We start from the raw sequence: 13,563 nt of genomic DNA on the forward strand, positions 1-13,563 counted from the left end.
GGTTGGGGTAACATATCCGAATGGTTTTTATGGCCAGATATCAGGGATGAAATGACGAAGTCCAAGCAACTCGCGGCGCTGATCGGCCCTACCGTGATGGTACTCGCCGCCTCCGAGGCGATGAACCTCCGGATCTGGGCGGTCAACATTGCCCCCATCACTTACCTGAACGGCACGATATTGTTCGTCGCGGGCCTGGCCATCATCCGCGTGCATAATTACTGGGGGCCTCGCTGGCCGGTAATGGTGACGCTCACGGGGTGGTTTGCCCTGCTCATCGGCCTGTACCGCATGTTTGCTCCGCAGGCTCAACAGGCGGGGCAGAATTTCGCCACCTATGTGTTGCTGGCGGTGCTCTTCGTGATGGGAGCCTTTCTGGCCTTCAAGGGCTACAGCCGCAAAGAGGGCTGATCGAAACAGCGTGTATTCTTGACCGCAATAATCAACTGGAGAGCTACCTTGCAGAACCTACAACCGCACCCGGTCTGGGCGCACTTCGCCGCGCTGTGCGCGATCCCGCATCCTTCGTATCACGAAGCGGCGCTGCGCGAACACCTGAGCGAGTGGGCGCGGGCGCACAGCATCGCCGCCGTCGTCGATGGTGCGGGCAACCTGATCCTGAAAAAGCCCGGCAGCCCCGGCTGTGAATCGCTGCCCGGCGTGATCCTGCAGGGCCACCTCGACATGGTGTGCGAGGCCAATTCCGGCACGCAGCACGACTTCGAGCGCGATGCCATCAAGGCAGTGGTGCACGACGGCTGGGTAGTGGCTGAGGGCACCACGCTGGGCGCGGACAACGGCATCGGGGTCGCGCTCGCGCTGGCCGCGCTGCAAGAGCCGAGCCTGGTCCATCCGCCGCTGGAGGTGCTGCTCACGGTCAACGAGGAATCGGGCATGGACGGCGCGCGCGGGCTCGCGCCCGGCACCCTGCAGGGCAAGATGCTGGTCAACCTCGATACCGAGGAGTGGGGGCATTTTTACCTGGGCTGTGCGGGCGGCGTGGACGTGGAGGTGCGCCACGACTGCGCACGGGAAGAGGTGCCGCCGGACTATGCGCTGCTGCGCTTCGAGGTGTCCGGGCTGCGCGGCGGCCACTCCGGCATCGACATCCATCTCGTGCGCGGCAACGCGATCAAGCTGCTGGCGGAGGCGCTGCGCGACCTGTCCGCGCACACCGACCTGCGCCTGATCGAGATGAAGGGCGGTACGGCACGCAACGCGATTCCGCGCGAGGCCTATGCGGTCTGCGCGCTGCCCGAAGCGATCGCATCGACGATCGACGAGTGGGTGCGGCACCGCCACGAGGCATGGCGGCAGCGTTATGTGGAGGAGGATGCGAACGTGACGTTCGCCTGCCGGCATGACGACGCGCCGCCGGACAGAGCCATTTTGCGCGTGGAGCAGGAGCGCCTGCTCGCTTTCCTAGACACCACCGCGAGCGGGGTCGAGCGCATGAGCGAGGACTTCCCCGGCGTAACCGACACCTCGGCCAACCTCGGCGTATGCGCGCTGGAGCAGGGCGCGTTCAAGGCGACGTTCAAGGTGCGTTCGCTGAGTGATGCGCGCGCCGATGCGCTGGCCGGCAAGCTGGTTTCCCGCGCGGCCGGCTACGGCCTGCGGGCCTGGAAGGACGGTGCGTATCCGGGCTGGACGCCGAACCCGTCCTCCGGCTTGCTCGCGCTGTGCCAGCGGGTCTACACGAAACAGTTCGGCCAACCCGCCGGCCTGCAGGTGATCCACGCCGGGCTGGAATGCGGCCTGCTCGCCGCGAGCCATCCGCATCTGGACATGATCTCCTTCGGCCCCGACATCCGCGGCGCGCATGCGCCCGGCGAGCGGGTGGAGATCGAATCGGTCGCGCGCTGCTGGACTTTGCTCAAGGCGGTGCTACATGAATTGGCTACGGCCTAGGCAGTGCCCCAGCGGATATAATGCGCGCGCACTGGCCTGGTGCTGCTGTCCGGGCCGTGCAGCATAGTCAAATCATTTTCCCAGGAGAACCTTATGAAAAAACTCATCATCGTTGCCCTTGTCGCCCTGTTTGCCGCTAACAGCGCGCTGGCCGCTGACGATTGCGCGGCCAAGGCTGCCGAGAAGAAGCTGGCCGGCGCAGCCAAGAACAGCTTCATGAAGAAATGCGAGAAGGATGCCGCCGCCGCGCCTTCCTGCGAAGCTCGCGCTGCCGAGAAGAAGCTGGCCGGTGCGGCGAAGAACAGCTTTATGAAGAAGTGCGAGAAGGACGCTGCCGCTGCCAAGTAAGCAGGCGGTTTTTTAACGGACGGGCAAGGCTTGCGCCTTGCCCGTTTTGTTTTCGGCAGCATCCGTGTGGCCTGGCCAGAGTTGGCAGCCTACGCCTTCTTGCCCTGCGGTCCTCTACATAAACGACCTACTTCACCCGTGCGAGGCGGGATAGTAGATTGCAAACACGTAAATGCTCATCCCTCGCTTGGTGAGCATGTTCTGCACAGCGATCCTTCTTACAGAATGCGGAGGCAGGGCTATGAGTGAGGATCTGCGGCAACTGATAGAGGAAGCGACGCGGCTGGAGCTTAATATGGCCGAGGTCTACCTCGGCTTCCATCATCTGTTCCCCGATGACGCGCGCTTCTGGTGGAAGCTGGGCATCGAGGAAAAAAATCATGCGGCCCTGCTCATGAGCGGGAAACAGTATTTCCTGGAGGCGGGGATGTTTCCGGCCGAGTTGGTAGGCACCTCGCTGGCAACCTTGAAGAGCCTGAGCGGCGAGCTGGAAGGTGTCATCGGGCGCTGGGGAAGGCCTCGCCTGTCGAGGGCCGATGCATTCGATCTGGCCATCAGGCTGGAAGACTCGGCGGGGGAAATACATTTCCAGCATGCCATGCATGAAACAGAGCATCCCTCGAAAGCCATCAAGTTATTCCAGAGCCTGAATGAGGCCGATCTGGATCACGCCGACAGGATACGCAGCTACATGCGCCTGGCGAGCCTCTAAGATCAGTACGGCTTCAGCAGCGCCAGTTGCGCTGTATCGAGGTAGCACCATTCGCCCTCGGCCAGTCCCAGCTCATCGAGTTTCAGCAGGCCGATCTGTGTACGGCGCAGCGCGACGCAGTGGTTGCCGGCGGCTGCCAGCATGCGTTTTACCTGATGGTATTTGCCCTGCTCCAGCACGATCTCGATCTGGTGGTCATCGATCATGCGGCAAGTCACCGCCGCCAGCGGCGCAGGTTCGTCGTGCAGCTTCACGCCACGCAACAGTTGCGCGACCAGTTCAGGTGTGACCGGGTCATGCGTGATGGCGGCATAGACCTTGGGCACATGGTGTTTGGGCGAGGACTGTTTGTGGATGAACGGCCCGTCATCCGACATCAGCAGCAGACCGGTGGTGTCGTGGTCGAGGCGGCCGACCGGTTGCACGTCGCGCCGCGTGAATTGCTCCGGCAGGATGGTCAGCACGCCGGGATGGTGACTGGCCTTGCGCGAGCATTCGAAATTGGCCGGCTTGTTCAGCGCGATATAGACATGCTCGCGATAAGTCCACGCCTCGCCATAGAGGGTGAATTCGAGGCCATCGGTCTCGATGGCGAGGCGGCTGTCCCGGACGACTTTGCCGGCGATGCTCACCTCGCCCTCGGCGATCAGCTGGCTGCACCACTTGCGGGTGCCAAAGCCCTGCGATTGCAGGATGCGGTCCAGGGTTAGTTTGCTCATGTCGTGACTGTAGCGGTATCGGGGTGCGGTTCGGGATCGGTCAGCCCGGAAATTTTCCGTCCACGTAGAACCATTGCCCTTCCTCGCGCACGAAATTGCTGATCTCGTGCAGGCGATGGGCGCGGCCGCCGATCTTGTAGCGCGCGACGAATTCTACCGTGGCGCGGTCCGCCGATTCCGCGTGGTGCTTCTTCACTTCCAGCCCCAGCCACCTGGCGTCGTCCGCCGCGAGGTCAAGCGCGGCGGGGCGGGTGCTCGGGTGCCAGGTGGCAAGCAGGTAGGCTTCCAGCTTGAGCGCATAGGCGCTGTAGCGCGAGCGCATCAGGGCCGCTGCATCCGGCGCGGGCACGCCGCCGTGGTAGCGGCCGCAGCAGGCGGCGTAGTCCGCTGCGCCGCAGGGACAGGGCTTTGCGGCCATTAGCGGAACTCGCCCTGCCATACCACCGGCTCGATCTCGATCATGCCGGCGTCGCTGGTCATCATGATATGACCCTCCTGCATCGTGCATTGCAGTTGCATGGTGCGGCTGGCCAGCGCGGCGAGCGCCAGCGTGGTTTCGCCGGCCAGGTTGAGCACGGTGAGGTTGTTCAGGCGCTGCAGCTTGGCGCGGTTTTCATTCCACCAGATATTCGCCGCGCGGCCGTAGCTGACGACCACGACTTGCGCGGCGCGTCCGCTGGCTTTGCGGAGCGCGCGCTCGTCGGGCAGGCCGACTTCGATCCAGCGTTCGATCGCGCCGGTGAGGTCCTTCCGCCACAGGTCGGGCTCCTCGTCGCTGCTCAGACCCTTGCCGAAAGCCAGCGCTTCATCGGCGTACAGCGCGAAGGCGAGCAGGCGCACCATCATGCGCTCGTCGGTTTCCGAAGGGTGTCGCGCCAGGGTAAGTGAGTGGTCGGCGTAATAGTGCCGGTCCATGTCGGCGATCTGGAGGGCGGCTTTGAAGACGGTCGATTTGATGGCCATGGATACGTTCGGATGGATACTGTGCAGGTGCGCATTCTATCAGGGAGCACCAGGCATCCCGGATCTCGCTGGATGCAGCAAGTTTGACACACCCTCTCACGCTCCCTGATAATCCCCTCATGATTTCGCTCTCCGCATTCCATCCCGTCCGAGCACCCGCCGCCGTGCGCATGGCGTGGCGCTTCGCGTTTCGTGGCCTGGAGAGTTAGCGTTTAAGCAATAGTCGCTTCGGTTGTTTCCAAAGGGCCACGGAATGTTTCTGTGGCCTTTTTGTTTTTTATGTTGGAGAAATATGTCGTTGCCCGCAGCCTTTGTTTCGGTGATCCTGATCTGGTCCACCACGCCGCTCGCCATCAAGTGGAGCGCGCTGGGCTTCGGGCCAAGCTTTGCGGTGTTCTCGCGCATGGCAGCCGGCGCCTTGCTGTGTGCGGTGCTGCTTGCGCTGCTGCGCGTGCGTCTTCCGTTGCACCGCAAGGCGCTGCTGAGCTATGCGGCGAGCGGGCTGAGCATGTTTGGTGCGATGGCGCTGACTTACTGGTCGGCGCAATACGTCAGCTCGGGCATGATCTCGGTGCTGTTCGGCCTGTCGCCGCTGATCACCAGCCTGGGGGCGGCGCTCTGGCTGAAGGAGGAGGCGCTTACGCCGACCAAGCTGGCTGGCATGCTGCTGGGTGTGCTCGGCCTGGCGCTGGTGTTTCGCGGCGGGATGGGGCTGGGCGATGGAGCTGCTCTCGGGCTGGCGGCGCTGTTCGCTGCGGTGGCGGTGCAATCGCTGGGGCTGGTGTGGATCAAGCGCATCGGCGACGACAGCCCGCCGCTGGCAACGACGCTGGGCAGCCTGGTCGTTTCCCTGCCGCTGTTCTTCGCCGCATGGTGGTTGGACGATGGGAGCCTGCCGGCGGCATGGCCGGAGCGCGCGCTCGCGGCGACCCTGTATCTAGGTGTGTTTGGTTCGGTGCTTGGGTTTGCGCTGTATTACTACATGATCAAGCATATGGAGACGGGGCGCATTGCGCTGATCACGCTGGTCACGCCGGTGCTGGCCTTGCTGCTGGGGCATGGGCTGAACAACGAGGTGGTGCTGCCGCAGGTGTGGCTGGGAACGGGGAGCATCATCCTGGGTCTGTGCCTGCATCGCTGGGGCGGGCAATGGCTGGCGTATTTGCGTGCCCGTGGCTAGGGGCGCGCCTTGCCGGTCGCATCGGCGGCAGGGGCAAAAATAATGGCAAAAGCCACACCAAAAAAAGTAGAATAGCCCGAAAGTGCCGGTGGTTCGGCCGCGATAACCTCGGGGGTGATTTTGGTTGAGTTTTGTATGGAAAGCGTGGGCGGTTTCATGAAAAACAGACATGAATTCCCCCATGCCTGTTCTGATAGTTCGTTATGCCTCAGCAGCTAGAAAAACTTGCGATCCTGTTTGCCGATATCTGCGGCAGTACCGCGCTCTACGATAATCTTGGGGACAGTCTGGCGCGCCGCCTGATTGCGCAGTGCATTGCGACGATGGATGGCGAAATTTCAGCCCATCACGGCACGCTGATCAAGACCATCGGGGATGAAGTCATGTGCTCCTTCCCCAGCGCCGAAGCCGCCATGCATGCCGCCTGCGCAATGCAGCGCGCGGTGAAAAACGGTAAGTATGAAGGCGGCCATGCGATGCATATCCGCGTCGGCTTCAACTATGGCGAGGCAATCCGCGAGGCAGGCGATGTGTTCGGCGATACCGTCAACGTCGCCGCGCGCGTTGCCGCGATCACCCGCGCCGACCAGATCATGACGACCCAGGCCGTGGTCAATGCGCTGCCGCCCGATCTGCGCGAGAAGACGCGCCAGATCATGCGCGCCGAATTCAAGGGCAAGCAGGAGCACTTCGATATTTCCATCGTGATCTGGGAGATGGACGACATGCTGAGCACCCGCATCGGCACTCCCGTATTCCGCAAGTCACCGGAAAATATCGATGAGATAACCCTGCGCTACCGCGACCAGTCGCTCAAGGTCAACAAGGAGCGGCGCAGCGTGGTGCTGGGGCGCGGGGACGTCTGCGATCTTGTGGTGGAGAGCAGTTTCGCGTCGCGCCAGCACATCCGCATCGAATTGCGCTTCGGCAAATTTGTCGTGGTGGACCAGAGCACCAACGGCACCTATGTCCGCTTCGGCGACGGAAACGTGGTACGCCTCGCACGCGAGGAAATGATTCTGCAGGGATCAGGCTCCATCAGCCTCGGGCAGGCTTACACGGAGCATCCAGCCGAACTGGTCGAGTTTGCCGTGACTTCCAGCCACGCGCAGCGCCCGCCGGCGGAATAGGGGCGCAGGTCTTACGGGCCTGTCACCCGGGAAGGGCGTCCAGCGCAAGCTGCAATTGTTCGCACCATTTTTCCTGGGGTTCGAGTTTTGCAACCTGCTTCAGGCATTCGGCTGCTATCTGCATCAGGTCGCTGTTCCTGCCGTTTTGCCGCATGGACATCACGGCCATGTTGGCCAGATTGATCATGACCCGCTTGTTGTTCGGCAGCATGGCGTGTGCGTCGTTGAGCAGGCGGATCGCTTCATCCAGCTTGCCTTCCTTGGCCAGAACGACACCGCGGTCGTTGATCGCAATGACCTCCTGGCAGGATTTTTTGACCAGCTCCTCGCCTTGGTCAGACATGCCGGCCTGGCTGTATAGATCGCTGACCTGCGCGAGCAGCTCGGTGTTCTCGTGGTTATTCTTGACGATGGATTGCGCTATATCTTCGGCAGCTTCCTTGTTTCCGGTTGCCAGGAATAGCTGGGCGGCCTCAAGCATGATGCCGGTGGTGAGATGGCCATCATCCGCTTTGGCCAGTTCGGCAACTTCCCTGGATATCCTTCCCGCGCTCGCCAGATCGCCGGACTTGCTGTAGACCATCCCCTCCACTACCTTGGCGTGCAGGTTGGTCTCGGCGCTGTTGAATTCCTTGTTGATTTCCTTCAGGATCTGCAGCGCCTCGGCGGGGTCGTCGTTTTCCGAGCGTATCTTGGCCAGACCCAAATAGGCAACGGGGGTCTTGTGGATGGAAAATTCGCCCAGCTTGATGGTTTTCCGGAAAGCCGTTTCGGCCGTTTCCAGGTCGCCGCGCTTCTGTGCCAGCTCGCCGAGGCTCCTCTGGCGCACGACTGAATTCGGCGACAGCTCGGTGCAGCGCGCCAGCGCGCGCTGCGCCTCTTCCAGCTCACCGGCCTTTTCGTGGCTCTTGGCCAGCCAGTCGTGCGCCTCGAGGTAGGCCGGGTTGGCATTGATGACCTCGCGGAATAATTGCTGCGCCCGCGCCAGATCGCCATTGTAGAAGTAAGCCTTGCCCAGGCCGGTCCTGGCCCAGGGGATGTCGCGCTTGGCCAGGATCTGCTCGAATTCCTGCCGGGCACGCCCATACCTGCCCATGGTCAGCAGCGTGCCGGTCTTGATGCGCTGCAATTCCGTGGTATTGGTCTTGCTCGAGGCAAGCGCCTTGTCGCAAAGGGCGACGGTCCGATCATAATCCTTGTCGCGCACCGCCTTTTCGATATCGATGAGCATTGCTTTGCGGGTGAGCACTTTTTCCAGCCGGCTCTTCATCGTGGCCTCGTTGACCGGCTTGATGATGTAATCGTCCGGCATATATTCGGCAGCGCCAAAAACCAGGTCGGCGGTTTTTTCGGCGGTGATGATGATCCAGGCCGTCGCGAGCCCGATCAGGTCGCGATGTTTTGCCTCTTCGAGGACATGCTGGCCGGTTTTTCCGCCGCCCAGGTTGTAGTCGCACAGCACGACGTCGTACTTGTTCTTCTCCAGGAAGGCGATGGCCTCCTTGCCGTTGGTGACCGTGTCGATATTCCTGCTGCCGAATATTTTGAGCATTTCGCGCAGCAGCGCACGCATGCCCTGGAAGTCGTCGATGACCAGGAAGGATTTTCCGGCAAACAGGGCAGTGGTATCTTGGGGGATGTACATAAGTTCGCCTTGTCGCTCAGGGCAGGCGCAGGATAAAACAGCTTCCGCCGAGTTTCCCGCCGTTTTCCAGGAAGACGCCGCCAATCTTGCCGCGGTTTTTGTGGAGTCTGGCCACCATGGACGAGAAATACAAGCCGAGCCCCGTGCTGCCGGAGGCGAAATTTACTCCCCTGCCGACTGCATCGCCGGCCTCGAGGATGCTTTTCGGGTAACCGCTGCCGTTATCTTCGACGCGCATCACCAGTTCGCCATCCTCATCCTTCACGGAAAGTCTCAGCTTGTCCCTGGTGTAGTGCGTCGCATTGTTCAAGGCATGGGAGACCACCCCCGAAATCAGTTCATAATCGAAATACCAGTCCAGCCCTTTGTCGCAATCCACCTCAAGGGTGATGCCGGAATAATCCAGCAGGGTTTTGTTTTGTTCGACAATTTCCCGGACAAAATCATCGATGGAGTTTTCCGCCAGGTCGAAGGGATAGAACTGGTTGCCGATTTTGTAAATTGCCAGCATCTGGATCAAATTGTCATTGACCCGCTTGACTTCATAGAGCATCGGCGCCGCCTTTTCCTTGGCACCCGGCCCGAGTTCAGTGAGGCTGGTTTCCAGAAAATTGACCAGCACGCCGATGGAGTTTTTCATGTCGTGCACTGCCGACGCGAGAAAGGCCGATATGTCGGGAGAGGCTTCCTTGGTTTGATCCATGATATGAATATCCGTGTTGTTTATTGTTTGGCCAAGCGTCGGGTAGCGAATTGAACGGCTCGATGCCGTCCTGTGCATCGCCCTCGGCGTTGCGTGGCGGCAAGGGGATCGGCGATCGGCACCGGGCGGCAGGTTCAAAATCAGCCGGCAGTATAGCGTGAAGGGGGCGCTGGTTAAACCCGTTTGCGCCGGTCAGGAACAATCCCGCGCAGTTGGCTCATTTGGCGGGTTTTTTGCGGTAATCGCCCGAGCTGGCGTTCATCGCATCGATGGCCTCTTTCAGCGTCATCGCGGCGGCCTTGGGATCGCTGCTGCCGACAGCCATTTCGCCGCCGACGGAGGACAGGGGTGTGCTTGCGCCGGTTTGCCGGGCAGGCGCAGCAGTGGGGCGCTGCTGCGCCTGCCCCTTTTTAAGCTCTTCGATTTTTGCCTGCAATTCGGCGTTCTCTTTCCTGAGTGCCTCGATTTCGTTTGGGGGGGGCTGAGGCGCGGCCGCAGGCTGGGCGGCGCTGGGAGTGGCGTCGTCGGGAGTGGCGTCGTCGGGAGTGGCGGCGTCGGGAGGGGCGGCGTCGGGAGGGGCGGCAACATCATGGGGGGCCGATTGTTTCTGGGGCGGCTGCTCGGCACTTGGCCAAAGGGCAATCCCGATGCCAATCAGCAATAAAACCACTGCGGCAACCACGCCGCCGATGATCAGCCGTTTCCTGGAGCGCGCCGGTTCCCCTTCGTGGAATTCGTCTTCCGGCGCCTCGGGTTCTACCTCTGCGCGGAAGGTCGGAGTCCTTTTGAAATGCCTGGTCAAGCCGCCGAGCAACAATTTCATGCGCTCGACCGGACCCGGTTTGGCGGATGTTTCCGGGCTGGTTTCATCGGCGCCGGATAATTCGTGCCCGGCTGGTTCCGGGTTCTGTCCGGCACTGCCCTGTTCCGCCGCAACGAAATCGAGCGATTCCCGCGGCTTTGCGTTCACGGCAAGATTGCCCTGCGCCGTCTCTTCACCGGCGCCGGTCTTTTTCTTCCAGAACTTCAGGTTCATAGGGTCTCCATCGTCACGCGTTGCCACCCGCCCGGTCTGTGGCCGGAACGCGGTAGCGCAGCATATTGCGCCGGTTGCCCGGCGTCAAACCGGCACAGGCGGGCCTCGGCAGGGGGGGCGCAAAATGGGGTTTCGGGTCGGCCTTGCACAAGACTAGCGGATGATCCGTTTGACTTCCGGTATCTTGCGCAGGCTGCGCATGATGTTGGCGAGGTGCAGGCGGTTGTTCACTTCCAGCGTGAAGTGCAGCGCGGTGTATTCGCCCTCGTTGGTGAAGCTGACATTCTCGATGTTGGATTCCGCATCGGCAATCGCAGCGGCCACCTTCGCCAGCACGCCGCGCTGGTTGGCGACCACCAGCTTGAGGCCGACATCGAAGGGGCGCTGGATATCCTTGCCCCACACCACGTCCAGCCATTGTTCACCGCCGCGCCCCTTGTGCAGGGACTGGCAGTCGCGCGTGTGCACCGTGAGGCCCTGACCGCTCTTGAGCACGCCGATGATAGGGTCGCCCGGGATCGGGTGGCAGCACTTGGCGAACTGCACCGCCATGCCCTCGGTACCCTGGATAGTGATGGCCGTGCCGCCTGCCGCCTCGGCCGGCAGTGCCTCGCCGATGCTGGCCAGTTGCCGCGCCACCACCATGTTGAGGCGGCGCCCGAGGCCGATGTCGGCGAGGATTTCCTGGCGCGTTTTCACGCCGGTATCCTTGAGCAGCTTGTTCCAGTTTGCCTTGCCGATGTCCTGCGGCTTGACGCCCAGTGTATGCAGCGCCTGGTTGAGCAGGCGCTCGCCGAATTGTGCGGACTCGCCGGACTGCATGGTCTTGAGGAAGTGGCGGATATGGCTGCGCGCCTTGCTGGTGGTCACATAGCCCAGCCAGGCCGGATTCGGTTTGGCCTGCGGCGCGGTAATGATTTCCACGCGGTCGCCGTTGCGGAGCTCGGTGCGCAGCGGCACCAGTTCGTGGTTGACCTTGACGGCGATGCAGTGGTTGCCGATGTCGGTATGCACGCTGTAGGCGAAGTCCACCGCGGTCGCGCCGCGCGGCAGCGCGAGGATCTTGCCCTTGGGCGTGAATACATACACCTCGTCGGGGAACAGGTCCACCTTGAGGTGCTCGAGGAATTCCGACGAGTCGCTGCTCTGGCTCAGGCTTTCCAGCAGTTCCTGCAGCCACTGGTGGGTCTTCTTGTGCAGATTCTTGATCGAGACGTGGCCGCTCTTGTACAGCCAGTGCGAGGCCACGCCGGCATCGGCGATCTTGTGCATCTCGTGGGTGCGGATCTGGATTTCGATGGGCGTGCCGAACGGGCCGAACAGTGTGGTGTGCAGCGATTGATAGCCGTTGACCTTGGGGATCGCGATGTAATCCTTGAACTTGCCGGGGATCGGCTTGTACAGGCCGTGCAGCGCGCCCAGCGCCACATAGCAGGACGCGAAATCGTTGACCAGCACGCGGAACCCGTAGATGTCCAGCACCTCAGCGAAGGCCAGCGACTTGCTCTGCATCTTCTTGTAGATGCTGTAGATGTTTTTTTCCCGGCCGGTCACGTCGGCCTGGATATTGAACTCGGCGAGCCGCTGCCGGATCGTCTCGAGGATCTTGCCGACCACTTCGCGGCGGTTGCCTCGCGCCACCCTGAGCGCCTTGGACAGCACCGCGTAGCGGTTGGGGTTCAGGTACTTGAAGCTTAAATCCAGCAACTCGCGGTAAATATCGTTCAGGCCGAGACGGTTGGCGATCGGCGCATAGATGTCCATGGTCTCGCGGGCGATGCGCTCGCTTTTGTCGTGCGGCATGGATTCCAGCGTGCGCATGTTGTGCAGGCGGTCGGCCAGCTTGATGAGGATGACGCGCACGTCGCGCGCCATTGCCAGCAGCATCTTGCGGAAATTTTCCGCCTCCGCGTCCTCGCGGGTTTCGAACTGGATGCGGTCCAGCTTGGAGAGGCCGTCGACCAGTTCCGCGACCGGCTTGCCGAATTTTTCGGCGACCTGCTCCGCGGTGACCTCGGTGTCTTCCACCACGTCGTGCAGCAATGCGGCGATGATCGCCTGGACATCCAGGTGCAGGGTGGTGAGGATGCGCGCGACGGCGATCGGGTGGGAGATGTACGGGTCGCCGGACTGGCGCTTCTGCCCCTGGTGCGCGGCCTGGCTGAATGCAAGCGCTTCGCGGACGTAGTCGACGTCCTCCGGTTTAAGGTAGGCTGAGACTTCTCCGATAAGCAGCTCTGTATCGGTCATGCAGGATCACGGGTTTTATGCCTGGCCGCGGTTGAGGATTTCCTTGCCCACCTTGCCTTCGCTGATTTCGCGCAGTGCGACGACGGTGTGCTTGTCGTTGCTCTCGTCGACCAGGTAGCTTGCGCCGTTGGCCAGCTGGCGGGCGCGGTAGGCGGCTGCCAGCGTCAGTTCAAAGCGGTTCGGGATTTGGGTGAGACATTCTTCGACGGTGATGCGTGCCATGATTTACTCCGGGTTCTGTAACTGGTTGATCAATGCCTGATGACGCGCCAGCTGCCTCGCGCCCCTCAGTCGGGCGGAAAGCACCACCGCGTTGAGGTCGCGCAGCGCCTCGTTCAGATTGTCGTTGATAATAACATAATCGAATTCGGCGACATGGGCGACATCCTCGCGCACCGCCGCCATGCGCTTTGCGATCACTTCGTCGTTGTCCTTGCCGCGCCCCTTGAGGCGCTGCTCCAGCGCATCCAGGGAAGGCGGCAGGATGAAGATGCTGACGCATTCCGGGAACAGCCGGCGCACCTGCGCCGCGCCCTGCCAGTCGATCTCCAGCAGGATGTCGCGATTCTGGGTGATGGCCTGGCCGATCCAGGTTTGCGAGGTGCCGTACAGGTTGCCGTAGACTTCCGCGCTCTCCAGGAACTCGCCGCGTTCCATCATGATGACGAAGGTTTCGCGGCTGACGAAATGGTAATCCTTGCCGTCGCGCTCGCCGGGGCGCGGGTTGCGTGTCGTGTAGGAGACCGATAGCTCGATCTGCGGATTGATGTTGAGCAAGGCCTGCACCAGGCTGGTCTTGCCCGCGCCGGAAGGCGCGCTGATGACAAACAGGTTTCCGGACATGGTTTACCTCAATGATTTGTTTAACCGCGAAGGCACGAAGGGTGCGAAGAAATGCATTTTCGGGGAATCGAAGCTATCTTGAGGCAAGCATTCGACCTATCGCATCTGTGAAAAATCTTCGTG

At 61.7% G+C, this 13,563-nt stretch carries 16 protein-coding genes; 6 read left to right on the plus strand and 10 right to left on the minus strand.

From position 1 onward, the window contains the following. Positions 1-51: 51 nt before the first annotated feature. From ACRRNM_RS09555 to ACRRNM_RS09570, 4 genes are all read left to right on the plus strand, one after another. The gene (locus ACRRNM_RS09555; protein ID WP_435627995.1) at positions 52-411 is read left to right on the plus strand and encodes a hypothetical protein; all 360 of its coding nucleotides are present in this window, start codon (positions 52-54) and stop codon (positions 409-411) included. 48 nt (positions 412-459) lie between these two features. Next, on the plus strand, positions 460-1,911 hold the full coding sequence (locus ACRRNM_RS09560) for an aminoacyl-histidine dipeptidase (RefSeq protein ID WP_435627996.1): 1,452 nt from the start codon (positions 460-462) through the stop codon (positions 1,909-1,911). 93 nt (positions 1,912-2,004) lie between these two features. After that, the gene (locus ACRRNM_RS09565) at positions 2,005-2,259 is read left to right on the plus strand and encodes a hypothetical protein (protein WP_435627997.1); all 255 of its coding nucleotides are present in this window, start codon (positions 2,005-2,007) and stop codon (positions 2,257-2,259) included. Between the two features lie 241 nt (positions 2,260-2,500). Further along, positions 2,501-2,971, plus strand: a complete 471-nt coding sequence (locus tag ACRRNM_RS09570) for a hypothetical protein (protein WP_435627998.1) — start codon at positions 2,501-2,503, stop codon at positions 2,969-2,971. Positions 2,972-2,973: 2 nt separating this feature from the next. Here ACRRNM_RS09570 and ACRRNM_RS09575 read toward each other — a convergent pair whose 3' ends face one another. From ACRRNM_RS09575 to ACRRNM_RS09585, 3 genes are read right to left on the minus strand one after another with little or no spacing between them, the layout of a single operon-like run. Beyond that, on the minus strand, positions 2,974-3,690 hold the full coding sequence (locus tag ACRRNM_RS09575) for a pseudouridine synthase (protein WP_435627999.1): 717 nt from the start codon (positions 3,688-3,690) through the stop codon (positions 2,974-2,976). Between the two features lie 40 nt (positions 3,691-3,730). Further along, the gene (locus tag ACRRNM_RS09580; RefSeq protein WP_435628000.1) at positions 3,731-4,108 is read right to left on the minus strand and encodes a YchJ family protein; all 378 of its coding nucleotides are present in this window, start codon (positions 4,106-4,108) and stop codon (positions 3,731-3,733) included. Beyond that, entirely contained in the window at positions 4,108-4,653 is a 546-nt protein-coding gene (locus ACRRNM_RS09585; RefSeq protein ID WP_435628001.1) for a YaeQ family protein, read from the minus strand. The genes ACRRNM_RS09580 and ACRRNM_RS09585 overlap by 1 nt, the downstream gene beginning before the upstream one ends. Before the next feature lie 292 nt (positions 4,654-4,945). Here ACRRNM_RS09585 and ACRRNM_RS09590 point away from each other — a divergent pair, with 292 nt between their 5' ends. Continuing rightward, positions 4,946-5,833 carry a DMT family transporter gene (locus ACRRNM_RS09590; protein WP_435628002.1) on the plus strand — a complete coding sequence of 296 codons (888 nt, stop codon included), beginning with the start codon at positions 4,946-4,948 and terminating at the stop codon, positions 5,831-5,833. Here ACRRNM_RS09590 and ACRRNM_RS09595 read toward each other — a convergent pair. Continuing rightward, on the minus strand, positions 5,830-5,991 hold the full coding sequence (locus tag ACRRNM_RS09595) for a hypothetical protein (protein ID WP_435628003.1): 162 nt from the start codon (positions 5,989-5,991) through the stop codon (positions 5,830-5,832). The genes ACRRNM_RS09590 and ACRRNM_RS09595 overlap by 4 nt on opposite strands. 45 nt (positions 5,992-6,036) lie before the next feature. Here ACRRNM_RS09595 and ACRRNM_RS09600 point away from each other — a divergent pair, with 45 nt between their 5' ends. Beyond that, entirely contained in the window at positions 6,037-6,963 is a 927-nt protein-coding gene (locus ACRRNM_RS09600) for an adenylate/guanylate cyclase domain-containing protein (RefSeq protein WP_435628004.1), read from the plus strand. A gap of 22 nt (positions 6,964-6,985) precedes the next feature. Here the strand turns inward: ACRRNM_RS09600 and ACRRNM_RS09605 are convergent, their stop codons facing one another. From ACRRNM_RS09605 to gmk, 6 genes are all read right to left on the minus strand, one after another. Beyond that, complete coding sequence (locus tag ACRRNM_RS09605; RefSeq protein WP_435628005.1) at positions 6,986-8,608, minus strand: tetratricopeptide repeat protein; 1,623 nt, start codon at positions 8,606-8,608, stop codon at positions 6,986-6,988. Positions 8,609-8,624: 16 nt separating this feature from the next. Next, positions 8,625-9,311 carry a sensor histidine kinase gene (locus tag ACRRNM_RS09610; protein WP_435628006.1) on the minus strand — a complete coding sequence of 229 codons (687 nt, stop codon included), beginning with the start codon at positions 9,309-9,311 and terminating at the stop codon, positions 8,625-8,627. Positions 9,312-9,528: 217 nt separating this feature from the next. Beyond that, complete coding sequence (locus ACRRNM_RS09615) at positions 9,529-10,347, minus strand: hypothetical protein (RefSeq protein ID WP_435628007.1); 819 nt, start codon at positions 10,345-10,347, stop codon at positions 9,529-9,531. A gap of 153 nt (positions 10,348-10,500) precedes the next feature. Then, a complete protein-coding gene (locus tag ACRRNM_RS09620; RefSeq protein WP_435628008.1) occupies positions 10,501-12,597 on the minus strand; it encodes a RelA/SpoT family protein in 2,097 nt (698 codons plus the stop codon). Positions 12,598-12,612: 15 nt separating this feature from the next. Then, complete coding sequence (gene rpoZ / locus ACRRNM_RS09625; protein WP_435628009.1) at positions 12,613-12,819, minus strand: DNA-directed RNA polymerase subunit omega; 207 nt, start codon at positions 12,817-12,819, stop codon at positions 12,613-12,615. 3 nt (positions 12,820-12,822) lie between these two features. Further along, positions 12,823-13,440 carry a guanylate kinase gene (gmk, locus tag ACRRNM_RS09630; RefSeq protein ID WP_435628010.1) on the minus strand — a complete coding sequence of 206 codons (618 nt, stop codon included), beginning with the start codon at positions 13,438-13,440 and terminating at the stop codon, positions 12,823-12,825. Positions 13,441-13,563: the final 123 nt, after the last annotated feature.

It is taken from the genome of Ferrigenium straubiae (genome assembly GCF_051257895.1).
In the GTDB taxonomy this organism is placed as follows: domain Bacteria; phylum Pseudomonadota; class Gammaproteobacteria; order Burkholderiales; family Gallionellaceae; genus Gallionella; species Gallionella straubiae.